This is a genomic window from Mycobacterium sp. D16Q13 (genome assembly GCF_002013375.1).
In the GTDB taxonomy this organism is placed as follows: domain Bacteria; phylum Actinomycetota; class Actinomycetes; order Mycobacteriales; family Mycobacteriaceae; genus Mycobacterium.
In genome coordinates this window covers 52,881-68,779 of the sequence record NZ_MAEW01000001.1, presented here as the reverse complement: position 1 = coordinate 68,779, position 15,899 = coordinate 52,881, and the positions used below count along the sequence as shown (strand labels likewise).

Annotated in this window: 16 protein-coding genes and 2 tRNA genes; 12 read left to right on the top strand and 6 right to left on the bottom strand. The window is 64.3% G+C overall.

The window, feature by feature from the left end:
• Positions 1 to 39 precede the first annotated feature (39 nt).
• Positions 40 to 636, top strand: a complete 597-nt coding sequence (locus tag B4400_RS00340; protein ID WP_078308922.1) for a TetR/AcrR family transcriptional regulator — start codon at positions 40 to 42, stop codon at positions 634 to 636.
• Between the two features lie 15 nt (positions 637 to 651).
• A complete protein-coding gene (locus B4400_RS00335) occupies positions 652 to 2,004 on the top strand; it encodes an MFS transporter (RefSeq protein ID WP_078309023.1) in 1,353 nt (450 codons plus the stop codon).
• Here the strand turns inward: B4400_RS00335 and B4400_RS00330 are convergent, their stop codons facing one another.
• Positions 2,005 to 2,694, bottom strand: coding sequence for a LysM peptidoglycan-binding domain-containing protein (locus tag B4400_RS00330; RefSeq protein ID WP_078308923.1), 690 nt, complete (start codon positions 2,692 to 2,694; stop codon positions 2,005 to 2,007).
• 123 nt (positions 2,695 to 2,817) lie between these two features.
• Here B4400_RS00330 and serA point away from each other — a divergent pair, with 123 nt between their 5' ends.
• Positions 2,818 to 4,407: a phosphoglycerate dehydrogenase gene (serA, locus tag B4400_RS00325; protein WP_286151513.1), complete on the top strand. Its 1,590-nt coding sequence runs from the start codon at positions 2,818 to 2,820 to the stop codon at positions 4,405 to 4,407.
• Positions 4,404 to 5,417: a 3-isopropylmalate dehydrogenase gene (locus B4400_RS00320; RefSeq protein ID WP_078308925.1), complete on the top strand. Its 1,014-nt coding sequence runs from the start codon at positions 4,404 to 4,406 to the stop codon at positions 5,415 to 5,417. The genes serA and B4400_RS00320 overlap by 4 nt, the downstream gene beginning before the upstream one ends.
• A 66-nt stretch (positions 5,418 to 5,483) precedes the next feature.
• Here the strand turns inward: B4400_RS00320 and B4400_RS00315 are convergent, their stop codons facing one another.
• Both B4400_RS00315 and B4400_RS00310 read right to left on the bottom strand, forming a co-directional pair.
• Positions 5,484 to 6,686, bottom strand: a complete 1,203-nt coding sequence (locus tag B4400_RS00315) for an MFS transporter (protein ID WP_078308926.1) — start codon at positions 6,684 to 6,686, stop codon at positions 5,484 to 5,486.
• Between the two features lie 53 nt (positions 6,687 to 6,739).
• Positions 6,740 to 7,957 carry an oxygenase MpaB family protein gene (locus tag B4400_RS00310; protein ID WP_078308927.1) on the bottom strand — a complete coding sequence of 406 codons (1,218 nt, stop codon included), beginning with the start codon at positions 7,955 to 7,957 and terminating at the stop codon, positions 6,740 to 6,742.
• 114 nt (positions 7,958 to 8,071) lie between these two features.
• Here B4400_RS00310 and B4400_RS00305 point away from each other — a divergent pair, with 114 nt between their 5' ends.
• From B4400_RS00305 to B4400_RS00285, 5 genes are all read left to right on the top strand, one after another.
• Positions 8,072 to 8,731, top strand: a complete 660-nt coding sequence (locus B4400_RS00305) for a TetR/AcrR family transcriptional regulator (protein ID WP_078308928.1) — start codon at positions 8,072 to 8,074, stop codon at positions 8,729 to 8,731.
• A 10-nt stretch (positions 8,732 to 8,741) separates the two neighbouring features.
• Positions 8,742 to 9,518 (top strand): fumarylacetoacetate hydrolase family protein, encoded by a 777-nt coding sequence (locus B4400_RS00300; protein WP_078308929.1) that lies wholly within the window; start codon positions 8,742 to 8,744, stop codon positions 9,516 to 9,518.
• Between the two features lie 2 nt (positions 9,519 to 9,520).
• Positions 9,521 to 11,023 (top strand): glutamate--tRNA ligase, encoded by a 1,503-nt coding sequence (gene gltX / locus B4400_RS00295; protein WP_078308930.1) that lies wholly within the window; start codon positions 9,521 to 9,523, stop codon positions 11,021 to 11,023.
• Between the two features lie 78 nt (positions 11,024 to 11,101).
• A tRNA-Gln gene (locus tag B4400_RS00290) sits at positions 11,102 to 11,173 on the top strand.
• A 96-nt stretch (positions 11,174 to 11,269) separates the two neighbouring features.
• Positions 11,270 to 11,345 (top strand) — tRNA-Glu (locus tag B4400_RS00285).
• Positions 11,346 to 11,361: 16 nt separating this feature from the next.
• Here the strand turns inward: B4400_RS00285 and B4400_RS00280 are convergent.
• Genes B4400_RS00280 through B4400_RS00270 form a run of 3 tightly spaced genes read right to left on the bottom strand, consistent with a single transcriptional unit; the run spans position 11,362 to position 12,881 of the window.
• Positions 11,362 to 11,664, bottom strand: a complete 303-nt coding sequence (locus B4400_RS00280) for a hypothetical protein (protein ID WP_078308931.1) — start codon at positions 11,662 to 11,664, stop codon at positions 11,362 to 11,364.
• An 8-nt stretch (positions 11,665 to 11,672) separates the two neighbouring features.
• The gene (locus B4400_RS00275; protein WP_078308932.1) at positions 11,673 to 12,170 is read right to left on the bottom strand and encodes a pyridoxamine 5'-phosphate oxidase family protein; all 498 of its coding nucleotides are present in this window, start codon (positions 12,168 to 12,170) and stop codon (positions 11,673 to 11,675) included.
• A gap of 9 nt (positions 12,171 to 12,179) precedes the next feature.
• Positions 12,180 to 12,881 (bottom strand): IclR family transcriptional regulator, encoded by a 702-nt coding sequence (locus B4400_RS00270; protein WP_078287482.1) that lies wholly within the window; start codon positions 12,879 to 12,881, stop codon positions 12,180 to 12,182.
• A 49-nt stretch (positions 12,882 to 12,930) separates the two neighbouring features.
• Here B4400_RS00270 and leuC point away from each other — a divergent pair, with 49 nt between their 5' ends.
• The 3 genes from leuC to B4400_RS00255 all read left to right on the top strand — a co-directional run bounded on the left by leuC (position 12,931) and on the right by B4400_RS00255 (position 15,801).
• Positions 12,931 to 14,376: a 3-isopropylmalate dehydratase large subunit gene (gene leuC / locus B4400_RS00265; RefSeq protein WP_078309024.1), complete on the top strand. Its 1,446-nt coding sequence runs from the start codon at positions 12,931 to 12,933 to the stop codon at positions 14,374 to 14,376.
• Between the two features lie 20 nt (positions 14,377 to 14,396).
• Complete coding sequence (gene leuD, locus B4400_RS00260; protein ID WP_078308933.1) at positions 14,397 to 14,996, top strand: 3-isopropylmalate dehydratase small subunit; 600 nt, start codon at positions 14,397 to 14,399, stop codon at positions 14,994 to 14,996.
• A gap of 172 nt (positions 14,997 to 15,168) precedes the next feature.
• Positions 15,169 to 15,801, top strand: a complete 633-nt coding sequence (locus tag B4400_RS00255; RefSeq protein WP_078309025.1) for an HU family DNA-binding protein — start codon at positions 15,169 to 15,171, stop codon at positions 15,799 to 15,801.
• The last annotated feature ends 98 nt before the right edge of the window (positions 15,802 to 15,899 follow it).

Below are 15,899 nucleotides of genomic sequence, written 5' to 3'. Positions count from 1 at the left end.
CTCACTGAGTGAGACTAAGTGATTACTTGGGAGGCGTCAATGGGTGAGATTTCCACCAAGGAGCGCCTGGTCACCGAGGCCATGCGGTTGTTCGGAGAGCAGGGGTACAAGGCCACCAGCGTGGCGCAGATTGAGAAGGCTGCTGGTCTGACGCCGGGCTCGGGCGGCCTGTACCACCACTTCAAGTCGAAGGAGGCGCTGCTTGAGGCCGGTATCGACCGTCAGCTCGATCGGCGCAGCGCTATGCGCGATATCCGCGCACTCTTCGGCGGTCTCGGAGACCTGCGTAATGAACTGACCATGATGGGGCGCTACATCCTGGCGATCCTGGACGAGGAATCGCAGTTGTTGCAGATCGTCTCCAGTGTGCCATCGGGCCGCCCCGCGCGGCTCGATGACGCCTACGCGGCGCTGTTCGACAGCCTGTACGGAGAACTGACCGATTGGGTACAGGGCTGGGCGCCCGGCGTCGGTAAGCAGGACGCGGAATCGATTGGGGTGCTTGGCGTCAATGCGCTCCTGGGCAAGCGTGCGACCAACGCGGTGTTCCGCCGGCCTGGCCTCGATATTGCCGACGAGGACTACATCGCGGAATGGACGGCCATGCTGGCCACGAGAATCGAGTCGCTGCGTTAGTCTCCGCCGGTGGCCCTGACACCGGAGACCGTGCCCGCTGCGCCCGTGGTCCCGCGCAGCCGAATCGTCGTTGCCTCCATGGTGGGCACGAGCATCGAATTCTTCGACTTCTATATCTACGCCACCGCAGCGGTGCTGGTATTCCCAACGTTGTTCTTTCCCAAAGGAGATGACACCGCCGCGCTGCTGTCCTCGTTCGCGACATTCGGGTTGGCCTTCGTCGCCCGGCCGGTCGGATCCATGCTGTTTGGACACTTCGGCGATCGGATCGGACGCAAGGCCACGCTTGTTGGATCGCTGATGACCATGGGAGTCGCGACCTTCGCGATCGGGCTGCTACCCACCTTCGAAACTGTGGGCTACTGGGCTCCGGCCATGCTGTCGCTGCTGCGCTTTTGTCAGGGGTTGGGACTGGGAGGGGAGTGGTCGGGTGCGGCGCTGCTGGCGACCGAAACCGCCGAGGAGGGCAAGCGGGGCTGGGCGGCGATGTGGCCACAGCTCGGCGCCCCGGTCGGCTTTTTCTTCGCCAACGGCACCTTCCTGTTGTTGATGCTCGTCATGGGCTTCGACGCTAAGTCGGCCGCGGCCAACCATGCGTTCTTGGCGTGGGGTTGGCGGGTTCCGTTCTTGGCCAGCGCCGTCATCGTGGTCGTCGGCCTGTACGTGCGGCTCAAGCTCACCGAGACACCCGTGTTCACCCAGGCGGTTGCCGAGGGCAAGAAGGTGCGTGCGCCGCTGGCCGAGGTGGTCCGGACCTCGTGGCGTCAGCTGGTGATCGGCACCTTCGTCATGCTGGCCACGTACACCATCTTTTACGTCGTCACGACTTGGGCGGCGTCGTACGGAACGGGGAAGGTGGTCGACAAATCCGGGGTAAGACTCGCGATCAGCTACGTCGACTTCCTTCAGATGCAGCTGATTTCGGTGTTGTTCCTCGCCGCGTGTGTGCCGATATCCGGCCGGCTGGCGGACAAATATGGCCGCAGGCCGGTGCTGCTGACGTTCACTGCCGGAATCATGGCGTTCGGGCTCTCGTTCGGCTGGTTCCTCGACCCGGCGACGGTGGACAAGACCACAATGCTGGTGTTCCTGAGTCTGGGAATGGTATTGATGGGCTTATCTTTTGGGCCAATGAGTGCCCTGCTGCCCGAGCTGTTCCCGACGAATGTGCGCTACACAGGGTCGGGGATCGCCTACAACTTCGCGTCCATCATCGGCGCCGCCATGGCGCCCTTCATCGCGACGTGGTTGGTGCACGACTTCGGCGTCGGCTGGGTGGGCGTGTACCTGTCAGTCGCCGGTGTACTGACATTTGTGGCACTGCTGGCCGTTCGTGAGACGCGTGGGATAGATCTGGCTGAGGTGTGATCAGCCACCCAGATCGATCGACGGGAAGTAGATGACCTGTCCCGCCGTGATGCGGTCGGGGTCTTCGATCAGGTTGGCCGCGGCCACCATCTCGACCGCCAACAGCGTCCGTTCGTCGCCGTAGTCGCCATAGTTCTGACCCGCCAGCTTCCAGAGCGTGTCGCCGGCGACAACGGTGTGGCGGCGGTTGAGCCGAGGCTGGATCAGCACCGCGCCGGGTTCCGGGTCATCTCCGCTCAGCTGGTTCGCGATCGCGATCACTATCCAGAGTGTCCAGTCGCCGTACCACCGGTCCGCGAGCACTTGCAGCGTCTCACCCGACACCACGGTGTGATGTCCCACGTTGGCGAGATCGGGCATCAGCAGCCATTCGCCGACGATGAGGTCGCGCTGCGAGACGCCACCGGGGCTCTCGAACACTCCGCTCATCGAAAAGCTGCCGTAGAAGTGTTCTGCGATCTTCGCCTTGGTGTCACCGGCTTTGACCTGGTAGCGGTACGTGACATAGGGGATTTCAAGTTCCTGCCCGACCTCGATGAGGTCCGGATCGGACAAGCCGTTGATCACCGCGATCACCCGGTAGCGACGTCCGTCGCCATAGAACATTTCGGACAGTTTCCACAGCGTGTCACCACTGCGGACCGTGTATTGGCCACTGACAGGTAGTACATGTGTTTCAGTCATGCGCACAGCGTCATCCGGGCGCGCGTCCTGGGGCGTGAGTAGTGCGCTACTCGATGTGGCGGGGCAGGACCCCGACTGTCGGCGACTGTGATGTCCGCCGCTTCGGGCGGCACACTAGGCTATGACGACGTGAGCGAACGTCCAGTCGTGCTGATTGCCGACAAACTTGCCCAGTCGACCGTCGAAGCACTTGGTGATGGTGTGGAGGTGCGCTGGGTCGACGGCCCCGATCGCCCCGCGCTGCTGGCCGCGGTACCCGACGCCGATGCGCTGTTGGTGCGCTCGGCCACCACGGTGGATGCCGAGGTACTGGCCGCGGGAACCAAGCTCAAGATCGTCGCGCGCGCCGGCGTCGGACTCGACAATGTCGACGTCAAGGCGGCCACCGCCCGCGGTGTCCTGGTGGTCAACGCACCCACCTCGAACATCCACAGCGCTGCCGAGCACGCCGTCACCCTGCTGCTGTCCACCGCGCGGCAGATCCCGGCCGCCGACGCCTCGCTCAAGGCGCACACCTGGAAGCGCTCGTCGTTCAACGGCACAGAGATTTTCGGCAAGACCGTCGGTGTGGTGGGCCTGGGCCGCATCGGCCAGCTGTTCGCGCAGCGCCTCGCCGCGTTCGGAACGCACATCGTTGCCTATGACCCCTACGTCTCGGCCGCTCGCGCCGCCCAACTCGGCATCGAGCTGCTGACCCTCGACGAACTTTTGGGTCGGTCAGATTTCATCTCGGTGCACTTGCCCAAGACGCCGGAAACCGCGGGTCTCATCGGCAAGGAGGCGCTCGCCAAGACCAAGCCGGGCGTCATCATCGTCAACGCCGCGCGCGGTGGGCTTATCGACGAGGCCGCACTGGCTGACGCGATCCGCAGCGGTCACGTCCGCGGCGCCGGGCTTGACGTGTTCTCCACTGAGCCGTGCACCGACAGCCCGCTTTTCGAGCTCGACCAGGTTGTGGTGACCCCGCACCTGGGCGCCTCGACCAGCGAGGCCCAGGACCGCGCCGGCACCGATGTGGCCGCGAGCGTGCAGCTGGCCCTGGCGGGCGAGTTCGTCCCCGACGCGGTCAACGTCGGCGGGGGAGTGGTTAGCGAAGAGGTCGCGCCGTGGCTGGAGGTCGTGCGCAAGCTCGGCGTGCTCATCGGTGCCGTGTCCGAGCAGCTGCCCACCTCGCTGTCGGTCGACGTTCGCGGTGAGCTGGCTTCCGAAGATGTTGCGGTGCTGAAGCTTTCGGCGCTACGTGGACTCTTCTCCTCGGTGATCGAGGACCAGGTGACCTTCGTGAATGCTCCGTCGATCGCTGAGGAGCGCGGCGTGAGCGCCGAGATCACCACGGCCACCGAGAGCCCCAACCACCGCAGCGTGGTCGACGTGCGCGCCGTATACGCGGACGGTTCCGTGATCAACGTGGCCGGAACCCTGTCCGGCCCGCAGCAGGTGCAGAAGATCGTTCAGATCAACGGCCGTAACTTCGATCTGCGTGCTGAAGGCGAGAATCTCGTCATCAATTACGCCGACGTGCCCGGTGCCCTCGGCAAGATCGGCACCGTGCTGGGTTCTGCCGACGTCAACATCCAGGCCGCGCAGCTGAGTCAGGACGCCTCCGGACAGGCGGCCACCATCATCCTGCGTATCGATCGCAGTGCCCCGGATGTCGTGCTGGACGAGATCCGTGCCGCCGTCGGAGCGACAACCCTTGAGCTGGTTGATCTTTCATGACGAAACTCGCGATCATCGCCGGCGACGGCATCGGACCCGAGGTCATCGGCGAGGCCGTCAAGATCCTCGATGCGGTACTGCCCGGCGTCGACAAGACCGAATACGACCTGGGTGCCCGCAGGTACCTGGCCACTGGCGAGCTGATGCCCGATTCGGTGCTCGACGAGCTCCGTGGCCATGACGCTATTCTGCTGGGCGCCATTGGCGATCCATCTGTTCAGAGTGGCGTGCTGGAGCGCGGTTTGCTGCTGCACACCAGATTCGCGCTCGATCACCACATCAACCTGCGTCCGGCCAAGCTGTACCCGGGAGTGACGGGACCATTGGCCGGCAACCCGGCCATCGACCTCGTCGTGGTGCGCGAGGGAACTGAAGGGCCGTACACCGGCAACGGCGGAGCCATCCGGGTCGAGACCCCGCACGAGGTGGCCACCGAGGTCAGCCTCAACACCCGCTTCGGGGTGGAGCGTGTGGTGCGCAACGCGTTCCAGCGTGCCGAGGCCCGCAGCAAGAACCTGACGCTGGTCCACAAGAACAATGTGCTCAAGTACGCCGGCTCGCTGTGGACGCGGACGGTCAACGAGGTCGCCGCCGAGCATCCGGACGTGCAGGTGTCCTACCAGCATATTGACGCCGCCACCATCCACATGGTGACCGACCCGGGCCGGTTCGACGTCATCGTCACCGACAACCTGTTCGGTGACATCATCACCGATCTGACGGCCGCGGTCACCGGTGGAATCGGCTTGGCCGCAAGCGGAAACATCGACGGGTCGGGTAAGAACCCGTCCATGTTCGAGCCCGTGCACGGCAGTGCGCCCGATATCGCGGGCCAGGGGATCGCCGATCCTACGGCTGCGGTCGTGTCGGTCTCACTGCTGCTGGATCACCTCGGCGAGACCGAGGCCGCGGCCCGCGTGGAGAAGGCGGTCGAACAGCACCTGGCCACCCGGGGCGCGGAGAAGCTGTCCACCTCGGCCACTGGTGATCGGATCGCCAGCTTCCTGTAGTCCTGATCGAGTGCGAGCTTCACGCGGAAATCCGGCCGGAAAGTCGCGTCAGGCTCGCATTCGGCGTTATTGGGCGGGTTTCTCCAGCTTCACCGGCACCAAACCGACTGCCGCCAGCGGGAACAGCGCGCACACGGCGAACGCCGCAGAGAATCCCGCTGCTGTGGCGATCGCCCCGAACACCGGCGGTGACACCGCGGCGGCCAGCAGCTGACCGGTGTTCTGCGCGCCTAGGGCCCGGCCACTCCAGAACGGTCCGGCGATCTCCGCGATCGACGTGTAGGCCAGGCCGTTATCCGACACGGTGATCACCGAAGCCACCAGCATGACGACGACGCTGATCGACCAGTCCAGCTGATTGGTGACAGCCAGTAACGCCATGGTCGCCGATGCGGCGAGGGCAATGAGACGGATCGGCCGCATGCGCGAACCCCAACGGTCGGACCACATTCCGGCTGCGACCCGGCCGAGCGCGCCGACGACCTGTGCGACGGTGACCATGATGCTGGCGGCCCCAATGCTCCAGCCTCTATCGGTCACCAGCCACACCAGCGTGAATGTCCACACCACCACCTGCGGCACCACCAGCAGTACCGACACGCCGTGGATGAGCCACAGCACCCGTGATCCGCGATAGGGGTTGGCCAGGTGCTCCTCGGGCGCCTCTGCGCGAGGAGGGCGGGGCGGGTCGATGATGCCCACCAGGCACACCGCCGAGGACACCGCGCATACGACCGCCGGGAAGATCAATGCCGTTGCCACGCCGTGGCCTTCGGCAATACGGGGAATGACCAGGGCGCCCAGGGCAACCCCCAGTGGTTGGGCCATCTGGCGGATGCCCATCACCGTGCCTCGCTGGTTCGGCGGGAACCACCCCACCACCACGCGTCCGCTGGCCGAGTTGCATGCCGCGGCAGCGGCTCCTCCCAACAGCAGGAAGACGCCGGTGATCACCAGCGACGGTGCCTCGGCCGCCGCGAATGCGGCCAGGGCCGTGAGCGCCAGACCGCTCACCAACGCGATCCGTTCGCCGAACCTGTCGATGAGCGCACCCCACGCGATGAGGGTCAGCACCATCCCGAAACTGGGCATCGCCGATAGCAGCCCTGCGTTGGCGAGGTCGAGACCGCGCTCGGTATGCAGGGCCGGTATGAGGAATGCCACGCCGTTGATGAAGACATTCGCACCCGCCGTGGACCCCAGGGCAATGGCCAGCATCGCCCAACGGCGTGTTGTACCAACCTCATCGACACGAACCATGACTGTCATGGTTCCACATCCATCTCAAATTGTTGAACTATTGTCTCAATATATGAGATTGCCTAACTGGCGGTCGCGAGCTTGTCGTGCTGCCGGTACGTGCGATCGCCACCGGTCTGCGCCATGCCGCGCGAGACGATCTGACGTCGCGCAAAGTGACCGAATTCCTCACTGATACGAGTCATGCCGGGCAGCACATTGCGGCGCTCGAAGAACCAGTTGACCACCGAGGTCCCGAGGACCGCAGCCTGCATGGACTTGCTGTCGATAAGCCCCAAGTGATCGGCATGCGTCTTCCCGAGGATGAGGCGGCTGTAGGACGACAGGTACGCACGGGAAAGCCGCATGAACGCCGGCTCGTCCTGTGTGGACGCGTGTAGCGCCTGCGTCAGGGAGTACGAATCCTCGTCGGGCAAGAACTCGGTATCGGCCTCCAGCCAGAACAACCGCCAGGTGTCCTCCTCGCTGGTGGGTACAAGTTCGGGGTGAATTCCCATGAGCTGTCCCACATATCGCCAGAAATGGAAAACTGCCTCGCGCTCTGCGTCGGAGAAGCTCATGCCCATGGCCTGACATCCCGCCAGGTTGGCCAGTGAGAAGAGCATCAGCGTTCCCGCCAACTGAATCTGGTTGATCGGGGTGTCCCAGTTCTCGTAGTCCCAGTCATCGCGCCGGTTCATGGCGCCACGAACCAGCGCATGCATCAGACGGACGCGAGAAACTCCCTTGAAACCGGTGGCGAATCGCTCGAGTCCACCGGGAGAGGTGACGTCGATGAGCCATTGCGCCGTCTCGTGCAGCCGACGGGGAGCCGCGGCTTGCAGATTCAGGTTGCCGGTACCGACCAGGGGTTTATCGGCACGGGATGAGAGGTAGCCCCCGGTAAGGGCAAGGCCGGGCAGCGCCAGGCCCAGGCCGACGACTCCGGTGCGCATGCTGACCCGCGCCGCCAGCTCAAGCTTCGCCTCGTCGAGCCAATATGGCCGGGCATCGACCTGTGCGAAGAATGCAACGAGTTCCTCGGGGGGATTGTCGACCGATTCGATGCCGGACTCCAGGGCCATCTCGAACATCCGGCGACCCTGACCTGCCGGGAACCGCGCGAACATCGCGACCACTGCGTCAGCGAGCGGGTCGCCGACATGCGCGTACTGGCGGAAGGCTTCTCGCTGCTCGGCGGTCGCGCGGATATCCCGTCCGGCCAGGAAGCGAGTGAACACGTTGAACGGGAACTCGCGAAGCTGCGGCGGGTTAGGGAGCTTCTGCCAGCTCGAAGCCATGGATGAGGTCCTTTCCTCGTTGAATGGGCCATCTGGTGACACGATTCACCATCTGGTGAGAATCATCACCAGAAAATCCCGTGAGGTCAAGGACCGCAGTGCGACAATCGGCAGATGCCATCCCGGACCTATGGCGGTGCAACATCCGGTGAACGACGCGCACGACGACGCGCGGCGCTTCTGGATGCCGCACTGGACCTGGTCGCGGGTAGCGGCGTGAAGGGACTGACGGTGCGCGGCGTATGCGCCGAGGCCCGGCTCAACGATCGGTACTTCTACGAGAGCTTCCGCAGCACCGACGAGTTGGTACTCGCGATGCTGGACGAACAGATGCTCGCGGGCTCGGCCGCCATTATCGAGGCCATCGCGAAGAGTTCGACGTCCACCGATCCGGTGGTGCGCACGCGTGCGGCCGTCGGCAGTGGCTTGCGGTTCCTGACCGCCGACCCACGCCGGGGCAGGCTTCTGGTCGAATCGCAGGCCACCGAAGGGCTGGCCGCGCGCCGCCGCGATCTGGTCAAGACCCTGGCCCAGGTGATGGCCGATCAGGGGCGCGTGCTGCTCCCCGCCGATGATGCGCTGGACCCCGATCTGGACCTTGCCACGTTCACGCTGGTGTCCGGCGGGCTGGACTTGGTCACCAGCTGGTTTCGCGGCGAGCTCGACATCACCCATAACCGGTTGGAGGATTTCCTGGTGGCGTTGGTCACTCGCGCCAACATCCGGGAGGACCAACGCGAGGACGCCGAGGAAGCCACAAAGCCCGGCAACTAGGCTCATATGAATGCGCCTAGGACGTATTGCCAGCCCAGACGGTGTCGCCTTCGTCAGTATCGAGGGAGAAGACGGCTCCGAGACCGCCCGTGAGATCGCCGAGCATCCCTTTGGGACGCCCACCTTCACGGGGCGGCAGTGGCCACTCGCCGATGTCAGGCTGCTGGCGCCGATCCTGGCGAGCAAGGTTGTGGCCATGGGCAAGAACTACGCAGCCCACGCCGCGGAAATGGGCGGTGCCCCGCCGGAGTCGCCGGTGATCTTCATCAAGCCCAACACCTCGATCATCGGCCCGGGCCTCCCGATCCAGTTGCCGCCCAGCGCATCCGAGGTACACCACGAGGGCGAGTTGGCCATTGTGATCGGCCGGCCGTGCAAGGACGTCCCCGCCTCCCGTGCCGCCGAGGTCATCCTGGGATACACGATCGGCAACGACGTGTCGGCGCGTGATCACCAGCGTGCCGACGGCCAGTGGACCCGCGCCAAGGGGCACGACACGTTCTGCCCACTGGGGCCGTGGATCGTCACCGACCTGGATCCCTCGGACCTGGCCATCCGCACCGAGGTCAATGGCGAAGTCAGGCAGAGCAGCAGCACCGCGTTGCTGTTGCACGATGTCGGAGCGATCGTTGAGTGGGTGTCCGCTGTCATGACCCTGCTGCCGGGTGACGTGATTCTTACCGGGACACCCGAGGGTGTCGGACCCATCGTCGACGGCGATACCGTCAGTGTCACCATCGAAGGAATCGGCACGTTGTCCAATCCTGTTGTGCGGAAGGCGAAGTAACAATGAGTGACACCACTGGATCTGACAAGGTCCGGGTTCGTTTCTGTCCGTCGCCGACGGGCACTCCGCATGTCGGGTTGATTCGGACCGCGTTGTTCAACTGGGCGTACGCGCGACACTGCGGAGGCGACTTCGTCTTCCGCATCGAGGACACCGATGCCGGCCGCGACAGCGAGGAGAGCTACCTGGCGCTGCTGGACGCGTTGCGCTGGCTGGGCCTGGATTGGGACGAGGGGCCCGAGGTTGGCGGGCCGTATGTGCCCTATCGGCAGTCGCAGCGCAAGGAGCTGCACCTTGACGTGGTGCGCAAGCTGCTTGAGTCGGGGGATGCCTACGAAGCGTTCTCCACGCCGGAAGAGGTGGAGGCGCGTCACCTCGCCGCGGGGCGCAACCCCAAACTGGGGTACGACAACTACGACCGCGACCTCACTGATGAGCAGCTCGCCGCATTTCGTGCCGAGGGGCGTAGCCCTGTTGTCCGTCTGCGGATGCCCGATCACGACATCACCTGGAACGACCTGGTGCGGGGGGAGACCACCTTCGCGGCGGGAGTCGTGCCCGATTTCGCACTGACCCGCGCCAACGGAGATCCGTTGTACACGTTGGTGAACCCCGTCGACGACGCGCTGATGAAGATCACCCATGTGTTGCGCGGCGAGGATCTCTTGCCGTCGACGCCGCGCCAGATCGCCCTATACGAAGCCATGATCCGGGTGGGGGTGGCCGATTCGATACCCATGTTCGCCCATCTGCCGTCGGTGCTCGGAGAGGGCACCAAGAAGCTGTCCAAGCGCGATCCGCAGTCCAATCTGTTCCTGCATCGCGACCGGGGATTCATCCCCGAGGGGCTGCTGAATTACCTTGCGCTGCTGGGATGGTCGATCGCCGACGATCACGACATCTTCAGCCTGCAGGAAATGGTCGCCGCGTTCGATGTGGCCGACGTCAACTCGAATCCGGCGCGGTTCGACCAGAAGAAGGCCGACGCCATCAATGCCGAGCAGATCCGGCTGCTGGCCCCGGAGGAGTTCGTGGCGCGGCTGCGGACTTTCTTCGCCGGGCACGGGTACGAGCTCGGGCTCGACGACAGCGCCTTCGCGGTGGCGGCGGACCTGGTGCAGACGCGGGTCGTGGTGCTGGGCGATGCCTGGGGCCTGCTGAAGTTCCTCAACGACGATGTGTACGCCATCGACCCGGGATCGGCCCGCAAGGAATTGGGGGAGGCCGCGCTGCCGGTGCTGGATGCGGCGATAGGTGCGCTGGAGTCCGTCGACGCATGGACTACACCGGCCATCGAGGAGGCGCTCAAAGGCGCGCTCATTGAGGGGCTCGAACTCAAACCCCGGAAGGCATTCGGGCCACTGCGCGTCGCGGTCACCGGAGCGACGGTGAGCCCGCCACTGTTCGAATCAATGGAACTACTGGGCTCCGAGCGCACCTTGCAGCGGCTGCGAAACGCGCGGACCTGGGAAAATGAGGTGGAGAGCCAAACCGATTCGGGTTAATCGCGGTTGGTTTGGTAGTCTGCTCGTCGGCTCCAAAGTCCGCAGTCAGCGCGCTGACCTGCGGTTCTGCGAGGCCAATGGGGTATGGTGTAATTGGCAACACAGCGGTTTCTGGTACCGCCATTCTAGGTTCGAGTCCTGGTACCCCAGCGCAAATCATTTGCACAACAAGTGGTTTGGTGTGATGCACGCCGGTGAGCTAGACTGTCAAGTCTGCGCGCCTCGCGCGTCGCACGGAATGTTCTAGCCCCCGTCGTCTAGCGGCCTAGGACGCCGCCCTCTCACGGCGGTAGCGTGGGTTCGAATCCCATCGGGGGTACCAGCTCTCAATGCGAAATCTATAGCCAGCTCTCGGCGCGATAGTCGCCCAACATGCGCAACGCCTCCTCGGTGAGTTCGGGATGGCGCTCCCGCAGGGTCCAGATCACAAATTTGCGCGCCTGATGGGCGCCGGTCTTCTTGACATTCACCTCGATATCGAGGGTTTCGACGCATAGCTCACGGATCCGATCGCCGTGCTCTCCGGCCGTCTCGCCGGTATCGAGGTGGTGGACCAGCGCGTCGCTCAATGGCCGCTTGATCTTCTTATGCCGCAGACCCTCACGGAAGGAGTCGAACGCATCGCGCGCGAGCTGGCCCACCGCCGTACCTACTGCTGTGGCGCCGTCGACCCGCCGAGGGGCATCGCGGGCAGGCCCAGCTTGCGGTGATCCCAGGACCGGATGCGGGCCGGCCGCACCCGGACCGCGATGCGTTTGTTGAGCATCTGCTCGACGAAGGGTTTCATCTCTTCGGTGTACGGCGCGGTGTAGCGCTCGAAGACGCTGATGCCGACCTGGAACAGCTGGTCCGCGTCCTCGACTATCTCGGCCTGTCCTTCGATCGATACCCCGCGCAGTGTGTCGTAGGTGAGTCCGTCTTCGATGAGGCAGGTGATCCGCGGATCACGCTTGAGGTTCACTACCTTCTGCGACTTGGCCTTGGTTTCGAACCACAGCTCGCCCTCGATCACGGCGTACCACATGGCCACCAGGTGCGGCTGGCCATCGGCGCCGATGGTCGCCATGGTCGTAGTGCGCGAATTATTGATGAACTCGGTGATCTCTTCGTCGGACATGACGATCTGCGAGCGCTGATTGCTTCCCATAATCGGAGCTTAAAGCCGGGCAGTTATGGCCTCGGAGGCGGCAACGAGATCGGCGGCCCAGCGTGCTCCCGGCCGGCGGCCCATCCGATCGATAGGGCCGGAAACCGATATCGCCGCAACGACATTGCCATGCCGATCGCGAACGGGCGCCGATACGCTGGCGACTCCGGCCTCGCGCTCGGCCGCGCTCTGCGCCCAGCCCCGCTTGCGCACGTCGGCCAGGGCGCGGTCGGTGAACGTGGCGCCGGGGAGTACCGCGGCCTGAATGGCCGTATCGCTGTGGGCAAGCAGGACTTTGGCGCCCGATCCGGCGGACATGGGCAGGCGTGAACCGACCGGCACGGTATCGCGAAGCCCCGCTGGTGGTTCGAGCGCCGCCACGCATATGCGTACCGTGCCTTCTCGGCGGTAGAGCTGCACGCTCTCGCCGGTAATCTCACGCAGCTTGGGCAGCACCTGGGCGCTGGCGCTCAGCAGCGGATCGTTGACGTGCGCGGCGAGTTCGGTCAGCCCGGCGCCGAGCTGCCACTGTCCGGCACCGTCCCGGGACAGGAATCGGTGCACCTCCAGCCCCGCTGCCAAGCGATGCGCGGTGGCGCGGGGGAGTCCCGTGCGCTCGCACAATTCGGCCAGTCCGCACGGGGAGTCGCCGATGGCGGTCAGGACCTGCACCGCTTTGTCGAGAACGCCGATACCGCTATGCTGTCTCACGGAACGATACTAGCGTTCCAAATAATGAGACGCAATGAGCACGGAGCCAATGATGACTAGTGTCCAACAGCCCCGGACCCTGGCAGAGAAGGTCTGGGACTCCCACGTAGTGGTACGCGGAACCGGTGAGGGTGAGGCGCGTGAGCCCGACCTCATCTATATCGACCTCCATTTGGTCCATGAGGTGACGAGCCCTCAGGCCTTCGATGGTCTGCGGCTCGCCGGGCGCCCGGTGCGCCGGCCGGATCTGACGATCGCGACCGAGGACCACAATGTGCCGACCATTGATATCGACAAGCCGATCGCCGATCCGGTCTCACGCACTCAGGTGGAGACGCTGCGACGCAACTGCGAAGAATTCGGCATCCGCCTGCACCCGATGGGCGACGCCGAACAGGGCATCGTGCACGTGGTCGGTCCGCAGCTGGGTTTGACCCAGCCGGGCACCACGGTGGTGTGCGGCGATAGCCACACCTCCACCCATGGAGCCTTCGGGGCGCTGGCCATGGGCATCGGGACTTCCGAGGTCGAGCACGTGATGGCCACGCAGACCTTGCCGCTGAGGCCATTTCGGACCATGTCCATCAACATCGATGGCCCCCTGCCGACCGGCGTTACCAGCAAGGATGTCATTTTGGCGGTCATCGCCAAGATCGGCACCGGTGGCGGCCAGGGGTACGTCCTGGAGTATCGCGGGCAGGCCGTCGAGGAGATGTCGATGGAGGCCCGAATGACTATGTGCAATATGTCTATTGAGGCGGGCGCGCGGGCAGGAATGGTCGCTCCCGACGAGACAACATATGCCTACCTCAAGGACCGTCCGCACGCGCCCAAGGGTGAGCTGTGGGATGCCGCTGTGGCCGAATGGGACTCGCTGCGCACCGACGATGGGGCTCAGTTCGATGCCGAAGTGCACATCGATGCCAGTACTTTGGCGCCCTTCGTCACCTGGGGTACCAACCCGGGCCAGGGAGTTCCGCTGAGCGCCGCCGTCCCCGATCCAGAGCAGATGGTCGACGAGGAGGAGCGGCTGGCGGCCGAGAAGGCGCTGACTTATATGGATCTCACGCCGGGTACCCCGATGCGTGAGATTCCGGTGGACACCGTGTTCGTCGGGTCCTGCACCAACGGGCGGATCGAGGATCTGCGGGCGGTGGCCGAGGTGCTGCGGGACCGGAAGGTGGCCGAGGGGGTCACCATGCTCATCGTCCCCGGCTCGATGCGGGTGCGCGCGCAGGCCGAATCCGAGGGGCTGGGCCAGGTATTCACCGCTGCGGGCGCTCAATGGCGTCAGGCAGGCTGCTCGATGTGTCTGGGCATGAATCCCGATCAGCTGTCCCCAGGGCAGCGGTGCGCCTCGACGTCGAACCGGAACTTCGAGGGACGCCAGGGCAAGGGCGGCCGTACTCACTTGGTGTCACCGGCCGTCGCAGCGGCCACCGCGGTGCGGGGAAAGCTCTCATCGCCAGCTGATTTGGCAAAATCCGCGCTCTAGACCAGCAGGGAGAGGAAATAGTGGAGGCATTCGACACTCACACCGGAATTGGTGTGCCGCTGCGTCGTTCCAACGTCGATACCGATCAGATCATCCCGGCGGTGTACCTCAAGCGTGTCACCCGAACGGGTTTCGAGGACGGTCTCTTCGCCGGCTGGCGTAATGATCCCTCGTTCATCCTCAATCTGGAACCGTTCAATCGGGGCAGTGTGCTTGTCGCCGGGCCCGATTTCGGCACCGGATCATCCCGCGAGCACGCCGTGTGGGCGTTGATGGACTACGGATTTCGAGTAGTACTGTCGTCCCGTTTCGGAGACATCTTCCGGGGCAACGCGGGTAAGGCCGGTCTGGTTGCGGGACTGGTGGATCAGTCCAACATCGAGCTGCTGTGGAAACTGATCGAGCAGAATCCAGGTTTGGAACTCACTGTGAATCTTGAGGATCGGACAGTGACTGCCGGAACGGTGGTGGTGCCGTTTGAGATTGACGACTACACCCAGTGGCGGCTGCTCGAAGGATTGGACGATATAGGCCTTACGCTGCGAAAAGTCGACGAAATTGCGGCTTTTGAGGCGTCACGGCCGAAGTTCAAACCCCGTACTTTGGAGCCTTCTGGGTAGCTGATTGGGCGCCCTTGGGGGGCAAGGGCATTGCTTTTGGTCGGCATATGGCCCGTCAAAAAGCTCAGAGAATTTTGCCGAAATTACGCGTGGCACTTGGAAATCAGGTGCAGTTGGGTTTACCGTGTTCGAAGTCGGTTCAAAGTGGACCACTGGCTTCGGAGGGTTTTACATGAACAAAGCAGAGCTCATCGACGTTCTGACACAGAAATTGGGCTCGGATCGCCGGCAAGCCACCGCCGCGGTGGAGCACGTCGTCGACACCATCGTTCGCACCGTGCATAAGGGTGAGAGCGTGACCATCACCGGATTTGGTGTTTTCGAGCAGCGCCGCCGTGCCGCGCGCGTCGCCCGTAACCCGCGCACCGGTGAGACCGTCAAGGTGAAGCCGACGTCGGTCCCGACGTTCCGTCCCGGTGCACAGTTCAAGGCGGTTGTCTCTGGCTCGCAGAAGCTTCCGGCCGACGGTCCCGCTGTGAAGCGTGGCTCCACCGCCGCCCCGGCCAAGCGTGCCGCCGCCAAGAAGGCCGCCCCGGCCAAGAAGGCTCCTGCCAAGAAGGCCGCTCCGGTCAAGAAGGCAGTGGTCAAGAAGGTTGCCGCGCCTGCCAAGAAGGCGCCGGTCAAGAAGGCAGTGGTCAAGAAGGCCGCTCCCGCCAAGAAGGCTCCCGTGAAGAAGGCAGTGGTCAAGAAGGCCGCTCCCGTGAAGAAGGCCGTGACCAAGGCTCCCGCCAAGAAGGCCGCGACCAAGGCTCCCGCCAAGAAGGCTCCGGCCAAGAAGGCTCCCGCCAAGAAGGGCCGCAAGTAGTTTCAGCTGACATCGGGTCCCACCTCAGGGTGGGACCCGATGTTGCATTTCAGGGGGTAGTGCGGCAGTCAGCTGTTGCACATCAGGGGGGGAGCGCG